General features: G+C 56.3%; 13 protein-coding genes. 3 read left to right on the top strand and 10 right to left on the bottom strand.

Going from position 1 to position 15899, the window contains the following annotated elements:
- Positions 1-228: 228 nt before the first annotated feature.
- Complete coding sequence (locus FD744_RS09680; RefSeq protein ID WP_097116728.1) at positions 229-1677, top strand: AMP nucleosidase; 1449 nt, start codon at positions 229-231, stop codon at positions 1675-1677.
- A 48-nt stretch (positions 1678-1725) separates the two neighbouring features.
- On the opposite strand, the gene FD744_RS09675 is transcribed toward FD744_RS09680, so the two are convergent.
- Both FD744_RS09675 and FD744_RS09670 read right to left on the bottom strand, forming a co-directional pair.
- On the bottom strand, positions 1726-2448 hold the full coding sequence (locus tag FD744_RS09675; protein ID WP_160868107.1) for a hypothetical protein: 723 nt from the start codon (positions 2446-2448) through the stop codon (positions 1726-1728).
- Between the two features lie 257 nt (positions 2449-2705).
- Positions 2706-4004 (bottom strand): NCS2 family permease, encoded by a 1299-nt coding sequence (locus tag FD744_RS09670; RefSeq protein WP_211728366.1) that lies wholly within the window; start codon positions 4002-4004, stop codon positions 2706-2708.
- A 416-nt stretch (positions 4005-4420) separates the two neighbouring features.
- On the opposite strand from FD744_RS09670, the gene FD744_RS09665 reads away from it, so the two are divergent.
- Entirely contained in the window at positions 4421-5167 is a 747-nt protein-coding gene (locus tag FD744_RS09665; protein WP_160868106.1) for a response regulator, read from the top strand.
- Here FD744_RS09665 and FD744_RS09660 read toward each other — a convergent pair.
- From FD744_RS09660 to FD744_RS09635, 6 genes are all read right to left on the bottom strand, one after another.
- Positions 5104-6156: a carbohydrate kinase family protein gene (locus FD744_RS09660; RefSeq protein WP_160868105.1), complete on the bottom strand. Its 1053-nt coding sequence runs from the start codon at positions 6154-6156 to the stop codon at positions 5104-5106. The genes FD744_RS09665 and FD744_RS09660 overlap by 64 nt on opposite strands.
- 1 nt (position 6157) lies before the next feature.
- On the bottom strand, positions 6158-7018 hold the full coding sequence (locus FD744_RS09655; protein ID WP_160868104.1) for a ketose 1,6-bisphosphate aldolase: 861 nt from the start codon (positions 7016-7018) through the stop codon (positions 6158-6160).
- A gap of 11 nt (positions 7019-7029) precedes the next feature.
- Positions 7030-7713, bottom strand: a complete 684-nt coding sequence (locus FD744_RS09650; protein WP_160868103.1) for a D-lyxose/D-mannose family sugar isomerase — start codon at positions 7711-7713, stop codon at positions 7030-7032.
- Between the two features lie 50 nt (positions 7714-7763).
- On the bottom strand, positions 7764-8702 hold the full coding sequence (locus FD744_RS09645) for an ABC transporter substrate-binding protein (RefSeq protein WP_038646272.1): 939 nt from the start codon (positions 8700-8702) through the stop codon (positions 7764-7766).
- A 204-nt stretch (positions 8703-8906) separates the two neighbouring features.
- Positions 8907-9890 carry a ribose ABC transporter permease gene (locus tag FD744_RS09640; protein WP_097116723.1) on the bottom strand — a complete coding sequence of 328 codons (984 nt, stop codon included), beginning with the start codon at positions 9888-9890 and terminating at the stop codon, positions 8907-8909.
- A 10-nt stretch (positions 9891-9900) separates the two neighbouring features.
- Positions 9901-11406, bottom strand: coding sequence for a sugar ABC transporter ATP-binding protein (locus FD744_RS09635; RefSeq protein WP_160868102.1), 1506 nt, complete (start codon positions 11404-11406; stop codon positions 9901-9903).
- A 145-nt stretch (positions 11407-11551) separates the two neighbouring features.
- Between FD744_RS09635 and FD744_RS09630 the strand changes: the two genes are divergently transcribed.
- A complete protein-coding gene (locus FD744_RS09630; RefSeq protein WP_160868101.1) occupies positions 11552-14137 on the top strand; it encodes an ATP-binding protein in 2586 nt (861 codons plus the stop codon).
- On the opposite strand, the gene phnE (FD744_RS09625) is transcribed toward FD744_RS09630, so the two are convergent.
- Positions 14091-14975, bottom strand: a complete 885-nt coding sequence (gene phnE / locus FD744_RS09625) for a phosphonate ABC transporter, permease protein PhnE (protein ID WP_160868100.1) — start codon at positions 14973-14975, stop codon at positions 14091-14093. The two genes, FD744_RS09630 and phnE (FD744_RS09625), sit on opposite strands and share 47 nt — an antisense overlap.
- Positions 14972-15835 (bottom strand): phosphonate ABC transporter, permease protein PhnE, encoded by an 864-nt coding sequence (gene phnE, locus FD744_RS09620; RefSeq protein WP_034824562.1) that lies wholly within the window; start codon positions 15833-15835, stop codon positions 14972-14974. The genes phnE (FD744_RS09625) and phnE (FD744_RS09620) overlap by 4 nt, the downstream gene beginning before the upstream one ends.
- Positions 15836-15899: the final 64 nt, after the last annotated feature.

Raw genomic sequence — 15899 nt, 5'->3', positions numbered from 1 at the left:
GAAACTCGCCAAAGAAGACGGTCGGTGGCAGCTTTTTGCAGTGGCATCGCGCCAGGGCAGACGAGGCGCGAGGTGACATCCCTGCTAATCATAAACATAGCCAGAGTTGAGCCGCACACCAGCACCGTGATGGTGCAGAATGCGGTCGATCACAGATTATTCATCGTGCTGGGGTGTTTATCCGCTATGCTCTGGTCAAATCGGTCCACGTTTCCTGAAGGAGAATCTATGAATACGCAACGGAACGGATTGAGTAGCCAGCAGGCACTGGATGAACTGGAGCGCCTGTATGAAAGCGCGGTGGAAGCACTGCGCAACGCGATTCGCGATTTCACGACAACCGGCACGCTGCCGGATGAAGATGCGCGACAGAAAGGTCTGTTTGTTTATCCGGAACTGCGCATCACCTGGCTGGGTGAAGGCCCACAGCAAAACCGCACTCGTGCATGGGGACGTTTTACCCACACCGGCAGTTACAGCACCACCATTACCCGCCCGGCACTGTTGCGTCACTACCTGAGTGAGCAATTACAGATGCTGGAAAAAGAGTACGACGTTCTGGTTGAAGTGGTGCCTTCACAGCAGGAGATTCCCTACCCGTACGTCATTGATGGCCTGACACTGGATCGCTCGATGAGCGCCAGCATTGCGCGCCATTTCCCTACCACCGAACTGTCGCAGATTGGCGATGAAACCGCAGATGGCCTGTTCCATGCTAATGCCATTTTCCCGCTGTCACACTTCGATGCACTGCGCACTGATTTCTCACTGGCGCGTTTACGCCACTACACCGGCACAGCCGTCGAGCATTTCCAGCCGTTTGTGCTCTTCACTAACTACACGCGCTATGTCGATGAGTTTGTGCGTTGGGCGATTGAGCAGGTGCAGGATCCTTCCACACCCTATGACAGCCTTGCCTGTGCAGGCGATGTGGTGATCACCGCTGACACCCAGGATCCCACGGCAATGATGTCTGATCTGGCCTGGAAGAAGCACCAGATGCCGGCCTGGCACCTGACATCACCGAATCGCCGTGGCATCACCCTTGTGAACATTGGTGTGGGTCCGTCCAATGCCAAAACCATCTGCGATCATCTGGCAGTCATTCGCCCCCACGCCTGGCTGATGATTGGTCACTGCGGCGGCTTGCGCGAAAGCCAGACCATCGGTGATTACGTGCTGGCGCATGCATATTTGCGTGACGATCATGTACTGGATAGTGTGCTGCCGCCGGACATTCCTATTCCAAGCATTGCTGAAGTGCAGCGCGCGCTCTATGACGCCACCAAAGCCGTGAGCGGCATGCCGGGAGAAGAGGTTAAACAGCGTCTGCGCACCGGCACGGTAGTGACCACAGATGACCGTAACTGGGAGTTGCGTTACTCCGCTTCTGCACTGCGCTTTAACCTGAGCCGCGCGGTGGCGGTAGACATGGAGAGTGCCACGATTGCCGCGCAAGGCTATCGCTTCCGTGTACCTTACGGCACCTTACTGTGCGTCTCGGATAAGCCACTGCACGGCGAGATTAAATTGCCGGGCCAGGCGAATCGTTTCTATGAGGGGGCGATTTCTGAGCATCTGCAGATTGGCATTTGCGCGGTAGAACTGCTGCGTGCTGAGGGCGATAAGTTGCATTCAAGGAAGTTGCGCACCTTTAATGAACCCCCATTCAGGTAAAGGTTTAACTCCGGTCCCATTGGGGCCGGAGTTACATGGGATTTCAGTTCAAACTTTAACCAATAGGTCTTTCACAAACCAGGCCAGCACAGCCAGAATAGCGGGCACCATAATGGACCAGGTGAGTCGGTCATTCAGCTTTTCAAATTTCACATTGAGCTTTTCAAACCTCTCATCGATCCTGACAAACTTCTTCTCAAATTTTTCATCCATGCGTTCAAACTTCACATCGATGCGTTGTTCCATTTTGTCTAGCTTGTCGTCGATGCGCAGTTCCATTTTGTCCAGCTTGTCGTCGATGCGCACTTCCAACTTTTCAAGTTTATCGTCAAAGTGAAACGCCATTTTTCCCAATTTATCATCGAAATGCCGCGCCATTTTTCCCAGTTTATCGTCGAAACTCAGCGCCATTGTCCCTAGTTTATCGTCGAAATTCAGCGCCATAGTCCCCAGCTTATCGTCGAAGTGCCGCGCCATTCCCCCCAGCTTATCGTCGAAGTGCAGCGCCATCTTTTCGAACTTACCATCGGTACGCTTTTCCGACTTTCCCATTTCTCCCAGCAATTCGGTACGCAGCGTGCCGATATCGGCCTTAGTCGCAAAATTCTCGGATCGCGCGGTCAGGACGGCAACATCCTGTTGAATTTGATGCGTAGTTTTTTCCAGTAACCCGACTCGTTGAGTTAACTCTTCCATTTTTGAATCTCCGATATTCCTGACGACATAGATAAGTGGTGGAAGAAACGGGGCAGTACGCATGGCGTATTCCATTACAAACCTCCAGAGGGTCCCGGCTATCTCTTCACCTTGCAGCGTAGTGAAACAGATTCGAACCGATTAAACATTCCACGAACCCGCCATTCGCGGCAAAAAAGTTCAGGCAGGCACCAATACGTCGCACAGGCTAAAACTGGCAGAGAAATAACAAAAGCAGTCACAGTGAGGGATTGCGAGAGATGGCACATAAAATATTGGTGGGGATGAAACAGAAAACACGGAAGCCCGAGCGGGCTTCCGGAAACCAAAACTTAAGCGCTCAGCCAGCCCAGTTTGATGACGAACAGAATCGAGAGAATCACCAGTGCAGCATTGATCTCTTTCGTACGGCCACTCAGCAGTTTTACCACGGTCCAGGTAATGAAACCGAAGGCGATACCGTTGGCGATGGAGTAAGTTAAAGGCATGGTCAGCGCGGTGACGGTCACTGGCGCAGCCGTGGTGATGTCTTTCCAGTCAATTTCGGCCAAACCAGAGGCCATCAACACCGCCACAAACAGTAATGCTGGTGCGGTGGCGTAAACCGGGACGCTACCCGCCAGCGGCGAGAAGAACAGGCTCAGCAGGAAAAGCACAGCGACGACAATCGCTGTCAAACCAGTACGACCACCAGCACTGACACCCGCAGCCGATTCAACATAGCTGGTAGTCGTTGAGGTACCCAGCAGTGAACCAAACAGCGCAGCCGCACTGTCAGCGATTAACGCACGGCCCATTTTCGGCACATTGCCCTGCTCATCCGCCAGACCCGCACGCTTGGTCACGCCCAGCAGCGTACCGGTGTTATCGAACACATCCACAAACAGGAAGGCGAAGATAACGCTCACCAGACCCACGTTAAACGCACCGGCGATATCCAGTTGCATAAAGGTGGGTGCAATAGAAGGGGGTGCTGAGAACACGCCACCAAATGGCGTCAGACCAATGCCCATCGAGATAAAGGTCACGACCAGGATGCCGATCAACACTGCGCCGGTCACACGACGCGCTTCCAATGCCACAATGATGAAGAAGCCTAACAGTGCCAGCAGCGGACCCGGTTTGGTCAGATCGCCCAGGCCAACCAGTGTGGCCGGGTTATCCACCACGATGCCCGCGCCTTCCAGCGCAATCAGTGCCAGGAACAAGCCGATACCGGCAGCGATACCCGCGCGCAGAGGCAGCGGAATACTGGCAATAATCCACTCACGAATTTTGAAAATTGACAGCGCAAAGAAGATCACCGCTGACAGGAACACCGCGCCGAGTGCGATCTGCCAGGTGTAGCCCATGTGCAGCACAACGGTATAAGTGAAGAAAGCATTGAGCCCCATGCCCGGTGCCAGCGCGATGGGATAGTTGGCGATCAGCCCCATCAGCACACAGCCAATTGCCGCCGCTAAGCAGGTCGCCACAAAGACCGCACCTTTATCCATGCCGGTCGCACCGAGAATGCTCGGGTTAACAAACAGAATGTAGGCCATGGCCAGGAAGGTAGTGATACCCGCAATGATTTCGGTGCGCACGGTGGTGTTGTGCGCTTTAAGTTTGAAGAGTTTTTCTAACATCATCATCTCTCATGAGCGGAGACGGCACGGGTGCACGTTCTCTCTTGCCAATGTGGTTAACAAACTAATTATTGTATTGATGAAAGCGACACACGCTGGACCCAAGGCAGACACACCTTCCGCTTTCCCCTGTCCACATAGCAATAGCTATGCCATCACCGTACGCAATCGTTTACGTTTCAAAATGCGGTTACGGTTAGGATAATTCTGAACCCGAACAGGGCGCGATTATGGTGCATTGCACCATGGCTGCGCAATCGTTTTCCCTTCTACTGCCTTCCAGAGGAAAAAGATTGCGGCAACGCACGCTTTCGCACAATGCTCAGCGATGGCGCTCACGTTTCTGCAGCACAGGACAGCAGCTCAAAAACATCGGGTTACACTGCTTTTAACCCTTTCGCAACATAAGAGACAGCGCAATGAAGCCCGCGATTTTGGTCGTTGATGATGATCGTGCCGTGTGTGAATTGCTGCACGATGTATTGAGTGAACATGTGTTTACCGTCTACAGCTGCCATCAGGGCAAAGATGCCCTTGCGCTGCTCAGCCTGCATCCCGAGATCTCCCTGGTGATGCTGGACATGATGCTACCGGACACCAACGGCTTACTGGTGCTGCAACAGATGCAGCGGCAGCGGCCGGACCTGTTGGTCATCATGCTGACCGGGATGGGGTCGGAAGCAGATATGGTGGTGGGATTAGAGATGGGTGCGGATGATTACATCGCCAAGCCCTTTAATCCGCGCGTGGTTGTGGCGCGTGCACGTGCTGCACTGCGCCGCTGTGGACGTCTGGCACAAGCTGATGCACCGCAGGATGAAGGATGGCAATTTAATGGCTGGCGGCTGGATGATGCGCGTTGTCAGCTTTTTAATCCTCAGCGCGAAAGTGTTGCCCTCACTCAAGGCGAATATACCCTGTTGCGCGCCCTGGTGGGTCACGCACGCAAAGTGCTGACGCGCGATCAACTGCTGGAACTGACTCACAATGAAAGTCTGGAGGTGTTCGACCGTACCATTGACGTGCTGATTATGCGGCTGCGGCGGAAAATCGAAGCCAATCCACACCAACCAAGCCTTATCCGCACCATCCGTGGCCTCGGTTACGTATTTTCCGCTGATGTATTACGTCCGGCTTCAGCCGCGCGTGAAACACAGATTGCCTGATTCATCCAGCGCTGCATCTCGGCCAATGGCCGCGTGCCGTCCAGCGCATTCGCTGCATGCAAATTGAAACAAGCGCAGGTATGTGCCAGCTTCAATGTCTCCAGCAGGGGCCAACCTTCATGACTGGCATATAACACCCCAGCACAAAACGCATCTCCCGCCCCAACGCTGCCCACAATCTCTTCTGGTTTCAGGCACCACGCCGGCTGCCACCCTGCTTCACCCCTGCTCTCTTGTCCCCAGGCACCTTCAGGGGCATGGATCACCACGCGTTGGCGCACGCCCTGTTCCAGTAACCAGGCGGCGGCCTCGGCAAACGCGCTGGGTGCTGCCAGCCCCGAAGCGCTGCGCAGCGTCACGCAAGTGAGTGACTGCGCCTCCAGTTCATTAATCACCAGATAGTCGAGCCAGCGTAACGCCGGCACCACCAACGGGCGATACTCCCCGGTTCGCGACACCAAATCCAGCGAAGTGAGGTAACCCCGTTGCTGCATTTGTGCCAGCAGATGCGCGCTGCGCGTACCAAAAATCTCATCAGGCTGATCGAGACTATCCAGCAACAACAAATAGCCGAGATGAAATATACGATGTGAAGTGACAACTTCAGCAAAATGGGGCAAATCCAGTTCGGCATTGGCGCCGCGGGCATGGAAAAACGTGCGTTGACCATCGGGCGTGGTCATCACTTGTGTCATCGCCGTGCTGACATTGCGCGTGCGTTGTACAAACTGACGATCAATCTGATGATCGTCCAGCAACTGCACGATGTAATCACCGTCACTGTCCCCGCCCACCATGCCGACACCGGCAAGCGGCAAATTGACCTGCATGCGCGCCAGGGTGAACAGCACATTCAGTGCAGCGCCTCCGCTGCACTTCTCACTGTGGGTGATCTCCGCTAACCAGCCTTGTTCTGGCCAATGCGTGATACGTTGCACATGATCCACCAGCATACTGCCCGCACCGAGAATACCGTTGCGTTGCACCATGTCAGGCCCTCCCGGCGCTGCCAAACACCTGCATCTGCTGCGCCACCACACTGGCAATATCGTGTTCTACCGCCATCAGCAGTTCAGCAAACGAGTCGTAGCGCGCATCACGCTGAGTAATTTGCTTTTCTATCGCGCCTAGTGCGGCTTGTGACATGCCGGTATAGAAATTGATTTTATGAATGCCCAAACTGATGGCGTGGCGGAAATCGGCATCACTGATCCCTGAACCGCCATGCAGCACCAAAGGAATGCCTGCCGCCGAGCGAATTGCCGCCAGACGCTCAAAGTCGAGCTTCGGCTCACCTTTGTATTTGCCGTGCGCGTTGCCAATCGCTACGGCCAGACAATCGATCCCGGTTGACTGGACAAACTCCGCCGCCAGAGCAGGATCGGTGAATTTGTTGCTGTCAGCCTCACCAAACAGTGCCCCACCTTCATCGCCGCCCACCGCGCCCAATTCCGCTTCAACCGATACGCCAATGGCGTGGCACATCTTCACCACTTCACGGGTCTGGCGCACATTCTCCTCATAGCTGAGGGTGGAGCCATCAAACATCACCGAAGTAAATCCGAGGCGAATCGCCTGCATTACCGCCTCAAAATGCAAACCATGGTCAAGATTGAGCACCACTGGGATATCATGCAGCGCCGCTTCTGTGTGAATCGCCGCAATCAGATGCTCGAGGCTGACATACTTAAAATGCACTTCCGCGATGTTGATGATAAAAGGCGACCGTTGTTGCTCAGCCGCCTGGAACAGCGCACGCAAAAAATGGGTGTCCAGTACGTTAAATGCGCCGAGCGCGTATTGGTGTTGCTGCGCGTGGGCCAGGCCTTGCGCCAGTGAAATCAGTGACATCGTGAACTCCTTTATGCCAGCCAGCGGTGATATTCGTTGCACAACAGCCAGCGCGGATCTTCATCCTCATCAATCGGATTAAAGCGCGCCAGCGGTGTGAGAAAGACGTTGTCATGCTCGTCATCGTTGGGCATCGAGACTTCGCCAACCAGCACATCGCCATAGCCCTCTTCGCCCCAGAAACTGTGCCAGATCCCAGGCAGCAAGGTGACGCTCTCGCCAGGAGAGAGACGCAGTTGCGATCCCGCCGCGTGAGTCTGGCGGATGCCATCCAACGTGACGTTTACCGGTGAATCATCAAGCCGGTCGCCCGCGCGGTTATGCAAAGTCACGATCAGATTTCCGCCGCCGCGGTTGATGATGTCTTCCATCTTTTGTGGATGGTAGTGCATCGGCGTCACCTGCCCTTCCCGCACGTGCATGATTTTTTCAGCGTAAGGTTTTCCCCACGGCTGACCGCCGCGCGACCCGTTGCGCAGAGTAAACAGGGTTAAACCGGTCTGAGAGAAATCATCAGCACCAAAACTGGTGACATCCCAGCCCAGATGCAGCGCTAGCAGCTCTTCGGCGCGGTGTTTATCTAGCGCACGCCACTGGCTGAGACCGTAATCTGCCCAGGGCGGCAGGTGCACATCCTGACGCATAAAGAATTCGCGGGTGAGTTGCAGAATGGCGTTCACTTCGGATCGATGCATAACTCCGCTCCCAATGTGGGCGGCCCAGAGACCGCCTCAAGAAATCAACGTTATTTCACCGTCCAGCCTTTGTAGCTGCTGACAGTATTGCGATCGATCATCGTGACCGGAATCAGCACCGGTTTGTCCGGTGCGGGTTTGCCCTGCAGGATGTCGTAGCCAATCTCCACCGCTTTGGCTGCCATCACCTGCGGGTCTTGCGCTGGGGTGGCGACAAACAGCGAGCCTTTACGTTTCAGGGCTTCTTCGCCGTCTGGCGAACCATCGACGCCGACAATAAAGAACTCACTGCGCTGGGCTTGCTTGGCAGCCAAATCGGCACCAATCGCCGTTGGGTCGTTAATCGCAAACACCGCATCGATCTTCGGATTGGCAGACAGCAGTCCGGTCATCACTTCCAGGCCACCATCGCGACTGCCCTTGGCGTTCTGGTTATAGGAGAGCAGTTTGATATCGGGATGAGTTTTCAGCTCGTTCATACAGCCTTCAACCCGGTTTTGCACCGCTGACACCGGCGGTCCGTTGATGATCACCACGTTGCCTTTATCTTTCAGGCGATCAGAGATGTATTTACAGGCCATCGCACCTGCCTGAGTGTTATCGGAGGTAATGGTGGCATTGGCACCGTCAGCCGCCACGTCGACCGCCACCACCACGATGCCTGCATCACGCGCACGTTTCACCGCGGGTGCGATACCTTTGGAATCGGCGGCATTGAGGATGATCATGTCCACTTTGGCGGCGATGAAGTTATCAATCTGCGCCACCTGCTGACCAAGATCGTAACCGCTGGAGACCAGCGTCACATTGACCTTGTCGCCGGCCAGTTCACGCGCCTTCAGCTCAGCACCTTTGGTGATCTGCACGAAGAACGGGTTGGCGAGATCGCCGACGGTCACACCAATGGATTTCAACTCTTTGGCCTGTACCAGCGGCGCACTCAGCAACGTCGCCGCCAGCAGTCCGGTAATAATCGGATTAAAACGCATAGTCGATGTTCTCCTGCTTTTTTGATTATGTTGGCGACCCAGCAGATCGCCGTTGTGTGACAGCCTGTTCTCAATTAAACGAGTTGAGGGGCGTTATTGTCGCAGCCAGTTTGCCGACGGCCAGCGCACAGCAACCGGAGCGTACTCATGTACGTAAGGATTGCGCGCACTGCCCGGCGGTAAAATGGCAAGTAAAATAGCCCGTTAACCCACGTGATGACGTGTGCGGTACTTATCGATGAGTACGGCAATGATGATCACAGCGCCCTTGATGACCAACTGCCAGAAGTAAGAAACGCCCATCAGCGTCATGCCGTTATTCAGCGTGGCGATAATCAGCGCACCAATCAGCGTGCCGGTAATGGTGCCGATACCGCCGACAAAACTGGTGCCGCCCAAAATCACCGCAGCAATCGCATCCAACTCGTACCCCACACCCAGGTTGCCGTTAGCGCTGTAGAGACGTGAGGCACTCATCAATCCACCCAGCCCCGACAACATGCCGCTCATGGCATAGACGAACACCAGCACCATACCGACCTTGATCCCGGTGAGGCGCGCCGCCTGCACGTTGCCGCCCACGGCGTAGATGTGAACCCCCAGGGTGGTACGGCGCAGAATGAACCAGCACAGCGCGATGACGGCGAAGGCGATGATGATGAGCCAGGGAATCGGCCCAAGATAACCATTACCTATCCACTCAAAATTGATATCGGAGTTAATCACCGTGGTACCGTTCGCCAGCAAATACGCCGCCCCGCGCAAGGCGGTATAGGTGCCGAGCGTCACGATAAAGGGCGGTAAGCCAGCCCATGCCACCAACAGTCCGTTGAACAGGCCCATAATCAGCCCCGCGCCGAGCGCCGCCGGGATGGTCAGGCCCGCAAAGGCCGGATCCAGCGACACCACCATCGCCACGACCGCCGTGGTGCCCAGCATCGAGCCCACTGACAGATCGATCCCGCCGGTGAGGATCACAAAGGTCATCCCCGCTGCCAGCACGATATTGATCGATGCCTGCCGGGTAATATTCAGCAGGTTAGCTTCGGTAAAGAAGTTCGGCGCAACAAAGCCAAATACCGCCACAATCAGGATCAAAATCGGCAGAATCCCTACCGTTTGCAGCAGGTCGCTCATCAAGGCGCGTTTAAGCGTTGGACTTTTTACGCGTGCAGTTTCACTGGTCATTGCGGTCTCCTCAGGCCTGTACCGGCTGTGCGCCGGTGGCCAGTGTCATAATGTTTTCCTGGCTAATCTCAGCGCCGCTCAACTCTCCGGCAATACTGCCCTCACGCATCACATACACGCGGTCACTCATCCCGACCACCTCCGGCAGTTCGCTGGAGATCATCAAAATCGCCACGCCCTGTTGCGCCATCTGGTTCATCATGCGGTAGATTTCACTCTTGGCGCCGACGTCCACGCCGCGTGTTGGCTCATCCAGCAGCAGAATGCGTGGTGCAATCGCTACCCAGCGTGAGATCAGCAGTTTCTGTTGATTACCGCCCGATAGCCCCCCGGCCCGTACCTGGGCGTGCGGCACACGAATGTTGAGTGATTCGATGGCATCACCGGCAATCTTTTGCCCTTTACGCCGATTAAGCAGGCCGTAGCTGGCATCGCGTTCCAGCGTCGCCATCACGATGTTTTCCTGTGCGGCCAGTTCCAGGAACAGCCCCTGCTCTTTACGGTTCTCGGTGAGGAAGCCAATACCACGTGCGATGGCATCTCGCGGCGAATGAATTTTGACTTTCTCGCCATCGATCCAGATTTCGCCTCCCTTGGGTTGATGCACGCCAAAAATCAGCTGCGCCAGCTCACTGCGTCCGGCACCGACCAATCCCGCCAATCCGACAATCTCCCCGGCACGCACCGAGAGACTACTGGGATGGACTTTGCGGTTATCGGTCAGGTGATTGACAGCGAGACGGACCTCGCCGAAGGGAATGTTGCGGTCTTTATTGAACAGATCGCTCAGCGGACGGCCAACCATCATACGCACCAGTTCACTGGCATTAAGCTGATCGCGCGTCAGGCTGCCAACATACTGCCCATCACGCAGCACGCTGACGCGATCCGAAAGCTCATACACTTCGGCCATGCGATGGCTAATGTAAATGATCGCCATGCCTTCGCTGCGCAGGCGTTTAATCAGCGCAAACAGCTGTTCGGTTTCGCGATTGGAGAGTGCTGCCGTGGGTTCATCCATCACCAGAATGCGGCTGTTGCGGTGCAGCGCGCGGGCGATCTCCACCTGCTGCTGTTCAGCGATACTGAGTTTGCTCACCAGATCGTTGGCACTGAATTGGGCGCCCAGACGATTAATCACCTGCTGTGCCTCTTCCGCCATCTGCCGCCGTTTCACCAGCCCACCGCGCGTGATCTCGCTGCCGAGAAAGATGTTCTCTGCCACGGTGAGATTAGGTGCCAGATTGATTTCCTGATAAATCAGCGTGATGCCTGCTGCCAGCGCTTCTTTTGGGCCTTTGATGGCGTAGGGTTTACCGTCGATAAGAATTTCCCCGCTGCTGGCGGTATAAGCACCGGCCAGAATCTTCATCAGCGTACTTTTCCCGGCACCGTTTTCGCCCATCAGCGCATGGACTTCACCCGGCCACACGGTCAGATCCACGCCCTTTAACGCGTAGAAACTGCCGAAGCGTCGGGTGATTTCGCGCATTTCTAATATCGGTGTCGCCGCCATCGCCTGGCTCCTGCTTTCTGAAGTTGTCGCCGAGTGTTGCAACGCCAGATAAATGGAAAATGTCAGCGGCCATTCATATTTGTCATATTGCGCCCCGGTCACGCTTTTATACTCGCCGGGAGCTGAGAGGTAAGGAGTGGCCGCAATGAGTCAGAGTCTGCACTGGCACGCTGGCGCGCGGGGTCGCCTGCTGCTATTTAACCTGTTAGTGGTGAGCGTCACGCTGGCGGTGAGCCTGGTGGCTATTTTTGGATTTCGCCACGCCGGTCACATTCAGGAGCAGGCGCAGGCGCAAACCCTGGCGGATATGAACGGCAGCCTGGCGCTGGCGCGGGATACTGCCAACGTGGCCACCGCCGCCGTACGACTGGCGCAAGTGGTGGGTGCGCTGGAGTATCAGAGCGAGTCGGCACGCCTGCAGCAGACGCAGCAAGCGTTACAACAATCCCTATCCCTGCTGGCGAACGCGCCTCTGGCCGCACAGCAACCTGCGCTGCTGGCGCGCATTCGAGAACGCAGCCAGATGCTGGAACAGAGCATCAATCAGCTGCTTAGGGTTGGCCATCAACGCCACTTACAACGTAATGTGATGCTGAGTGGCCTGTGGCAGGCACAACTCTTGCTGAATCGCATTGATGTGCTCGCCAGCGACGGCGCTTTCATGCCGCTGCGCCAGCAAACGGATGCCCTGTTAAAGGTGGCAATCCAATCCACTGCGCCACAAGCCGCTGAACAACAATTGCAGCAGGTACTGCCCATCTGGTCCGCCTTACCGTTACAAGATGCGCTGGCAATGCAGCGTGACCGATTGGTCGACACCGCGCGCAGCCTGCAGCCGGTCGCTGAACAGCTTGAGCAGAGCGATATCGCGATTGCCTACGCGACCTATCGCATCAAAGCGCTGGTGGCGATGCTGAATGGCGACATCACTCATTATGTGCAACTGGTGGCGCAGCAGAGCGATGCGCGCAGCACCGCCACGCATCAGGAACTGGACTCCATCATCGGTTTTATTGGCCTGTTTATGCTACTGGCACTGCTGATCACCGGTTACGCGGGTTACTACATTTATCGCAATCTCGGTTCCAGCCTGACCGCTATCGCCCACGCCATGACGCGTCTGGCCCAGGGCGAGAAAAGCGTCAATGTTCCGGGATTGGCCCGCCGTGATGAGCTCGGCGATCTGGCTCGCGCCTTTAACGTCTTTGCACGCAATACGGCTTCACTGGCCCACACTTCCCGCCTGTTAAAAGAGAAAAGCAATCAGCTGGAATCCACTTTCCTCGCCATGCGCGATGGCTTTGCGTTGTTCGATAACAGTGGGCAACTGGTGGTGTGGAACGCGCAGTACGCCGAGTTACTCGGCATTCCGGCACGCGACCTGCATCGCGGCCTGCATTATCAACGTCTGCTAGAGCGAATGGATGTGCAGCTCACCAGCCTGCAGGATGCGCAGGAAGTTCGCCTGCCCGACGGCCGCACGCTGGAACTGCGCTTTAGTCCGGTGCCACGCCGTGGCATGGTCAACACCGTGCTTGAGCGCACCACACGTAAGGCGCTGGAAGAAGCGCTGCTGCACAGCCAAAAAATGAAAGCGGTGGGCCAACTCACCGGCGGTATCGCCCACGACTTTAACAACCTGCTGGCCGTGATTATTGGCAGTCTGGCCCTTACCGTGGGCCAACTCCCCTCCGGTTCACTGGCCAGTCGCATTGAGCGAGCCCGGCTGGCGGCCGACCGCGCGGCACAGCTTACCCAGCGGCTGCTGGCCTTCTCACGTAAACAGTCGCTTTATCCGCGTGCGGTATCAGTCATTGAGCTGGTCGATAATCTGCACTCACTGTTACAGCATGCACTGTTGCCCGGTCAGCAATTAGTGGTTGATGCGCAACGCCCCGGCTGGCCCGCGTGGATCGATGCCGGGCAACTGGAAAATGCGCTGATGAATCTGGTGGTCAATGCACGCGATGCCATGGAGAAACAGAGCGGAGAAATTCGCCTGCGCATCTGGAATCAGCGAATGCAGGAAGCGGATGGTAAACGCGATCGCGTGACCATTGAAGTTATCGATCACGGCTGCGGCATGTCAGCCGAGGTACGTGAACAGGTGTTTGAGCCATTTTTCACCACCAAAGAGACCGGCAGCGGCAGCGGACTGGGGTTGTCGATGGTGTATGGATTTGTGCGTCAATCCGGCGGGCAGATCGAGGTGGAAACCGCTCCCGGCCAGGGCACTACCGTGCGCCTGTTACTGCCGCGCGCACCGGAAGCGGTCCAGCCCGCGCCGACTCTTCCCGAGTTTACGCCGGGTTCAAGCAGCGACCGGCTGGTGTTGGTGCTGGATGATGAACCCGCCGTCAGGCAGACATTGTGTGAGCATCTGCATCAACTCGGCTACCTCACTTTAGAGTGTGGCGATGGCGAATCCGCACTGACGCTGCTGCGGCAGACGCCAGATATTGAGTTGTTGATCAGTGATTTGATGTTACCCGGCGCGTTAAACGGGGCGGATGTGATTCGCCAGGCACAGCAGCAGTGGCCAGAACTGGCCACCCTGCTGATCAGCGGTCAGGATTTGCGCCAGAGCCAGGTCACTTTGCCACTGTGTGAACGGCTGGCAAAACCCTGGCAGCAGGCGCAGTTGGCGCAGGCGCTGGAGCGCGCCTGGCAACGCAGTGAACGGCTCAGTCGCGCACGGCAGGCTGCCACAGCGGCAACGGTTTCCCCGTGATATAGCGTTTACGCAGTTTGCTGGAGATGACATCCATGATCATCACCACGCCGACCAACAGGATGGTCAGAAACATCACCACATCCCAGTTCCACAGGCGCATGTTTTCGGCATAAACCAGACCGACGCCCCCAGCGCCAACGAAGCCCAGTACCGCCGCCGAACGGGTATTGGATTCAATCTGGTACAGGCTCAATGCCAGGAAGGTCGGGAAGGATTGGGTAAAGATGCCGAAGCGATGTTTCTGCAGACTGTTGGCTCCCACCGCACCTAAACCCCGGCTCGGCGAACGTTCAACCGCTTCATGCCCTTCCGCATACAGTTTGCCCAGTAAGCCCACGTCCTGTACCACAATCGCCAGCACACCCGCCAGTGGTCCCATGCCAACTGCACGCACAAAAATCAGGCCCCAGATGGCCATATCGACACCGCGCAGAATGTCGAGCAAACGGCGCACCACTAAGGAAATCGGACGGGCAATCGGATCGTGCATCACGTTGCGGGCGGCAAGGAAAGACACCGGCAGCGCAATAATGGAAGCGGTCAGCGTCCCGGCGAAGACAATCGCCAACGTGATGCCAATCTGGGAGAAGTAATAAGCAAACGGCCAGTTGATAAAATCCTGCCAGACAAACATGCGCAGGAAGTAACGGCCCAGCTGCTGGCAACCGATCAGGAACCGGCTCCACTCAATGCCGAAAAATTCAAAGAAGAACAGGTAATAGAGCACCACGGCGAGGGCGACTAAAGCCACGCGGCGCAGATAACGGTTTTGTGCGGCGAACAGTGCAGGGTGTTCCTGCTTCAGCTTTGCCACATCCGGTGCTAATGCGATCATTTGATTTCCCCTTCCACCACGCGACGACGCAACCAGCCGGATACGGTATCCAGCAGCGACACCACCACAATGATCAGCAGCAGTGTGATGCTCACCTGATCGTAGCGATCCAGTTTGATATTGGTCATCAGCTCCTGGCCGATACCGCCCGCCCCCACCAATCCAAGGATGGTAGAAGAACGGAAGTTCACTTCCAGACGCATAAAGCTGTAAGAGAGAAACGTTGGTTTCACCTGCGGCCAGAAGGCGAAGCGCATGCGCTGTAATTTGGTCGCTCCACATGCCGCGAGGCCGCGCACCGGTTTGTCTGAAGCGCTTTCAATCGATTCATAAAACAGTTTGGTCAGGCTGCCCACGGTGTGCAGCGCCAGTGCGAGGAAGCCGGGAATTGCCCCAATGCCAAACGCCATCACGAACATCACTGCCCACGCCAGTTCTGGCATGGTGCGCAGGAAAGCGACGAAAGCACGGATCGCGATGCGGACGCTGCGCGGCGTCTGGGTGTTATCAGCAGCGAAAAACGCCAGTACCCCAGCCACCATCACCGCCACAATGGTCGACGACAGTGCCAGCTGCAGGGTTTCCCAGATCAGCGGCAACTGGAAGTGCAGACGATAGCCCCAATAGGCCAGCGAGCCTTCAGTTTTTCCATCGGAGAACAGCACGGGCAGATGCAACACCGGCACGGTTTCGCCGATGTAATCGAAAAAGTGTGGCAGTGATTGCCAGACGGTGACCAGATTGAATTCCGCCATCTTGCCCGCAGCGAGGTAGAGCGCCACCAACAGCAGCGACCAGAGCACGGTGTCGCGCTTTTGCTGGCGACGAATGCGTTGGTAGTAGTGTTCGAAATCGGTCAAGGGGAATGTCCTGTGGTAGAGGATGGTGCAGATGTGAAAAGGGTCGCCATCACGGGCGACCCTG

The sequence above is a fragment of the Pantoea sp. Taur genome, from assembly GCF_009830025.1.
GTDB lineage: Bacteria > Pseudomonadota > Gammaproteobacteria > Enterobacterales > Enterobacteriaceae > Pantoea > Pantoea communis.
The sequence above is the reverse complement of the archived record's forward strand: the minus strand, read 5'-3'. Positions and strand labels throughout refer to the sequence as shown.

Coding starts and splice junctions, on each gene's coding strand:
- FD744_RS09680 (WP_097116728.1), top strand. CDS start 229: ATGAATACGCAACGGAACGGATTGAGTAGCCAGCAGGCACTGGATGAA.
- FD744_RS09645 (WP_038646272.1), bottom strand. CDS start 8,702: ATGCGTTTTAATCCGATTATTACCGGACTGCTGGCGGCGACGTTGCTG.
- FD744_RS09650 (WP_160868103.1), bottom strand. CDS start 7,713: ATGCATCGATCCGAAGTGAACGCCATTCTGCAACTCACCCGCGAATTC.
- FD744_RS09665 (WP_160868106.1), top strand. CDS start 4,421: ATGAAGCCCGCGATTTTGGTCGTTGATGATGATCGTGCCGTGTGTGAA.
- FD744_RS09670 (WP_211728366.1), bottom strand. CDS start 4,004: ATGATGTTAGAAAAACTCTTCAAACTTAAAGCGCACAACACCACCGTG.
- FD744_RS09630 (WP_160868101.1), top strand. CDS start 11,552: ATGAGTCAGAGTCTGCACTGGCACGCTGGCGCGCGGGGTCGCCTGCTG.
- FD744_RS09635 (WP_160868102.1), bottom strand. CDS start 11,406: ATGGCGGCGACACCGATATTAGAAATGCGCGAAATCACCCGACGCTTC.
- FD744_RS09675 (WP_160868107.1), bottom strand. CDS start 2,448: ATGGAATACGCCATGCGTACTGCCCCGTTTCTTCCACCACTTATCTAT.
- phnE (WP_160868100.1), bottom strand. CDS start 14,975: ATGATCGCATTAGCACCGGATGTGGCAAAGCTGAAGCAGGAACACCCT.
- FD744_RS09640 (WP_097116723.1), bottom strand. CDS start 9,890: ATGACCAGTGAAACTGCACGCGTAAAAAGTCCAACGCTTAAACGCGCC.
- FD744_RS09655 (WP_160868104.1), bottom strand. CDS start 7,018: ATGTCACTGATTTCACTGGCGCAAGGCCTGGCCCACGCGCAGCAACAC.
- FD744_RS09660 (WP_160868105.1), bottom strand. CDS start 6,156: ATGGTGCAACGCAACGGTATTCTCGGTGCGGGCAGTATGCTGGTGGAT.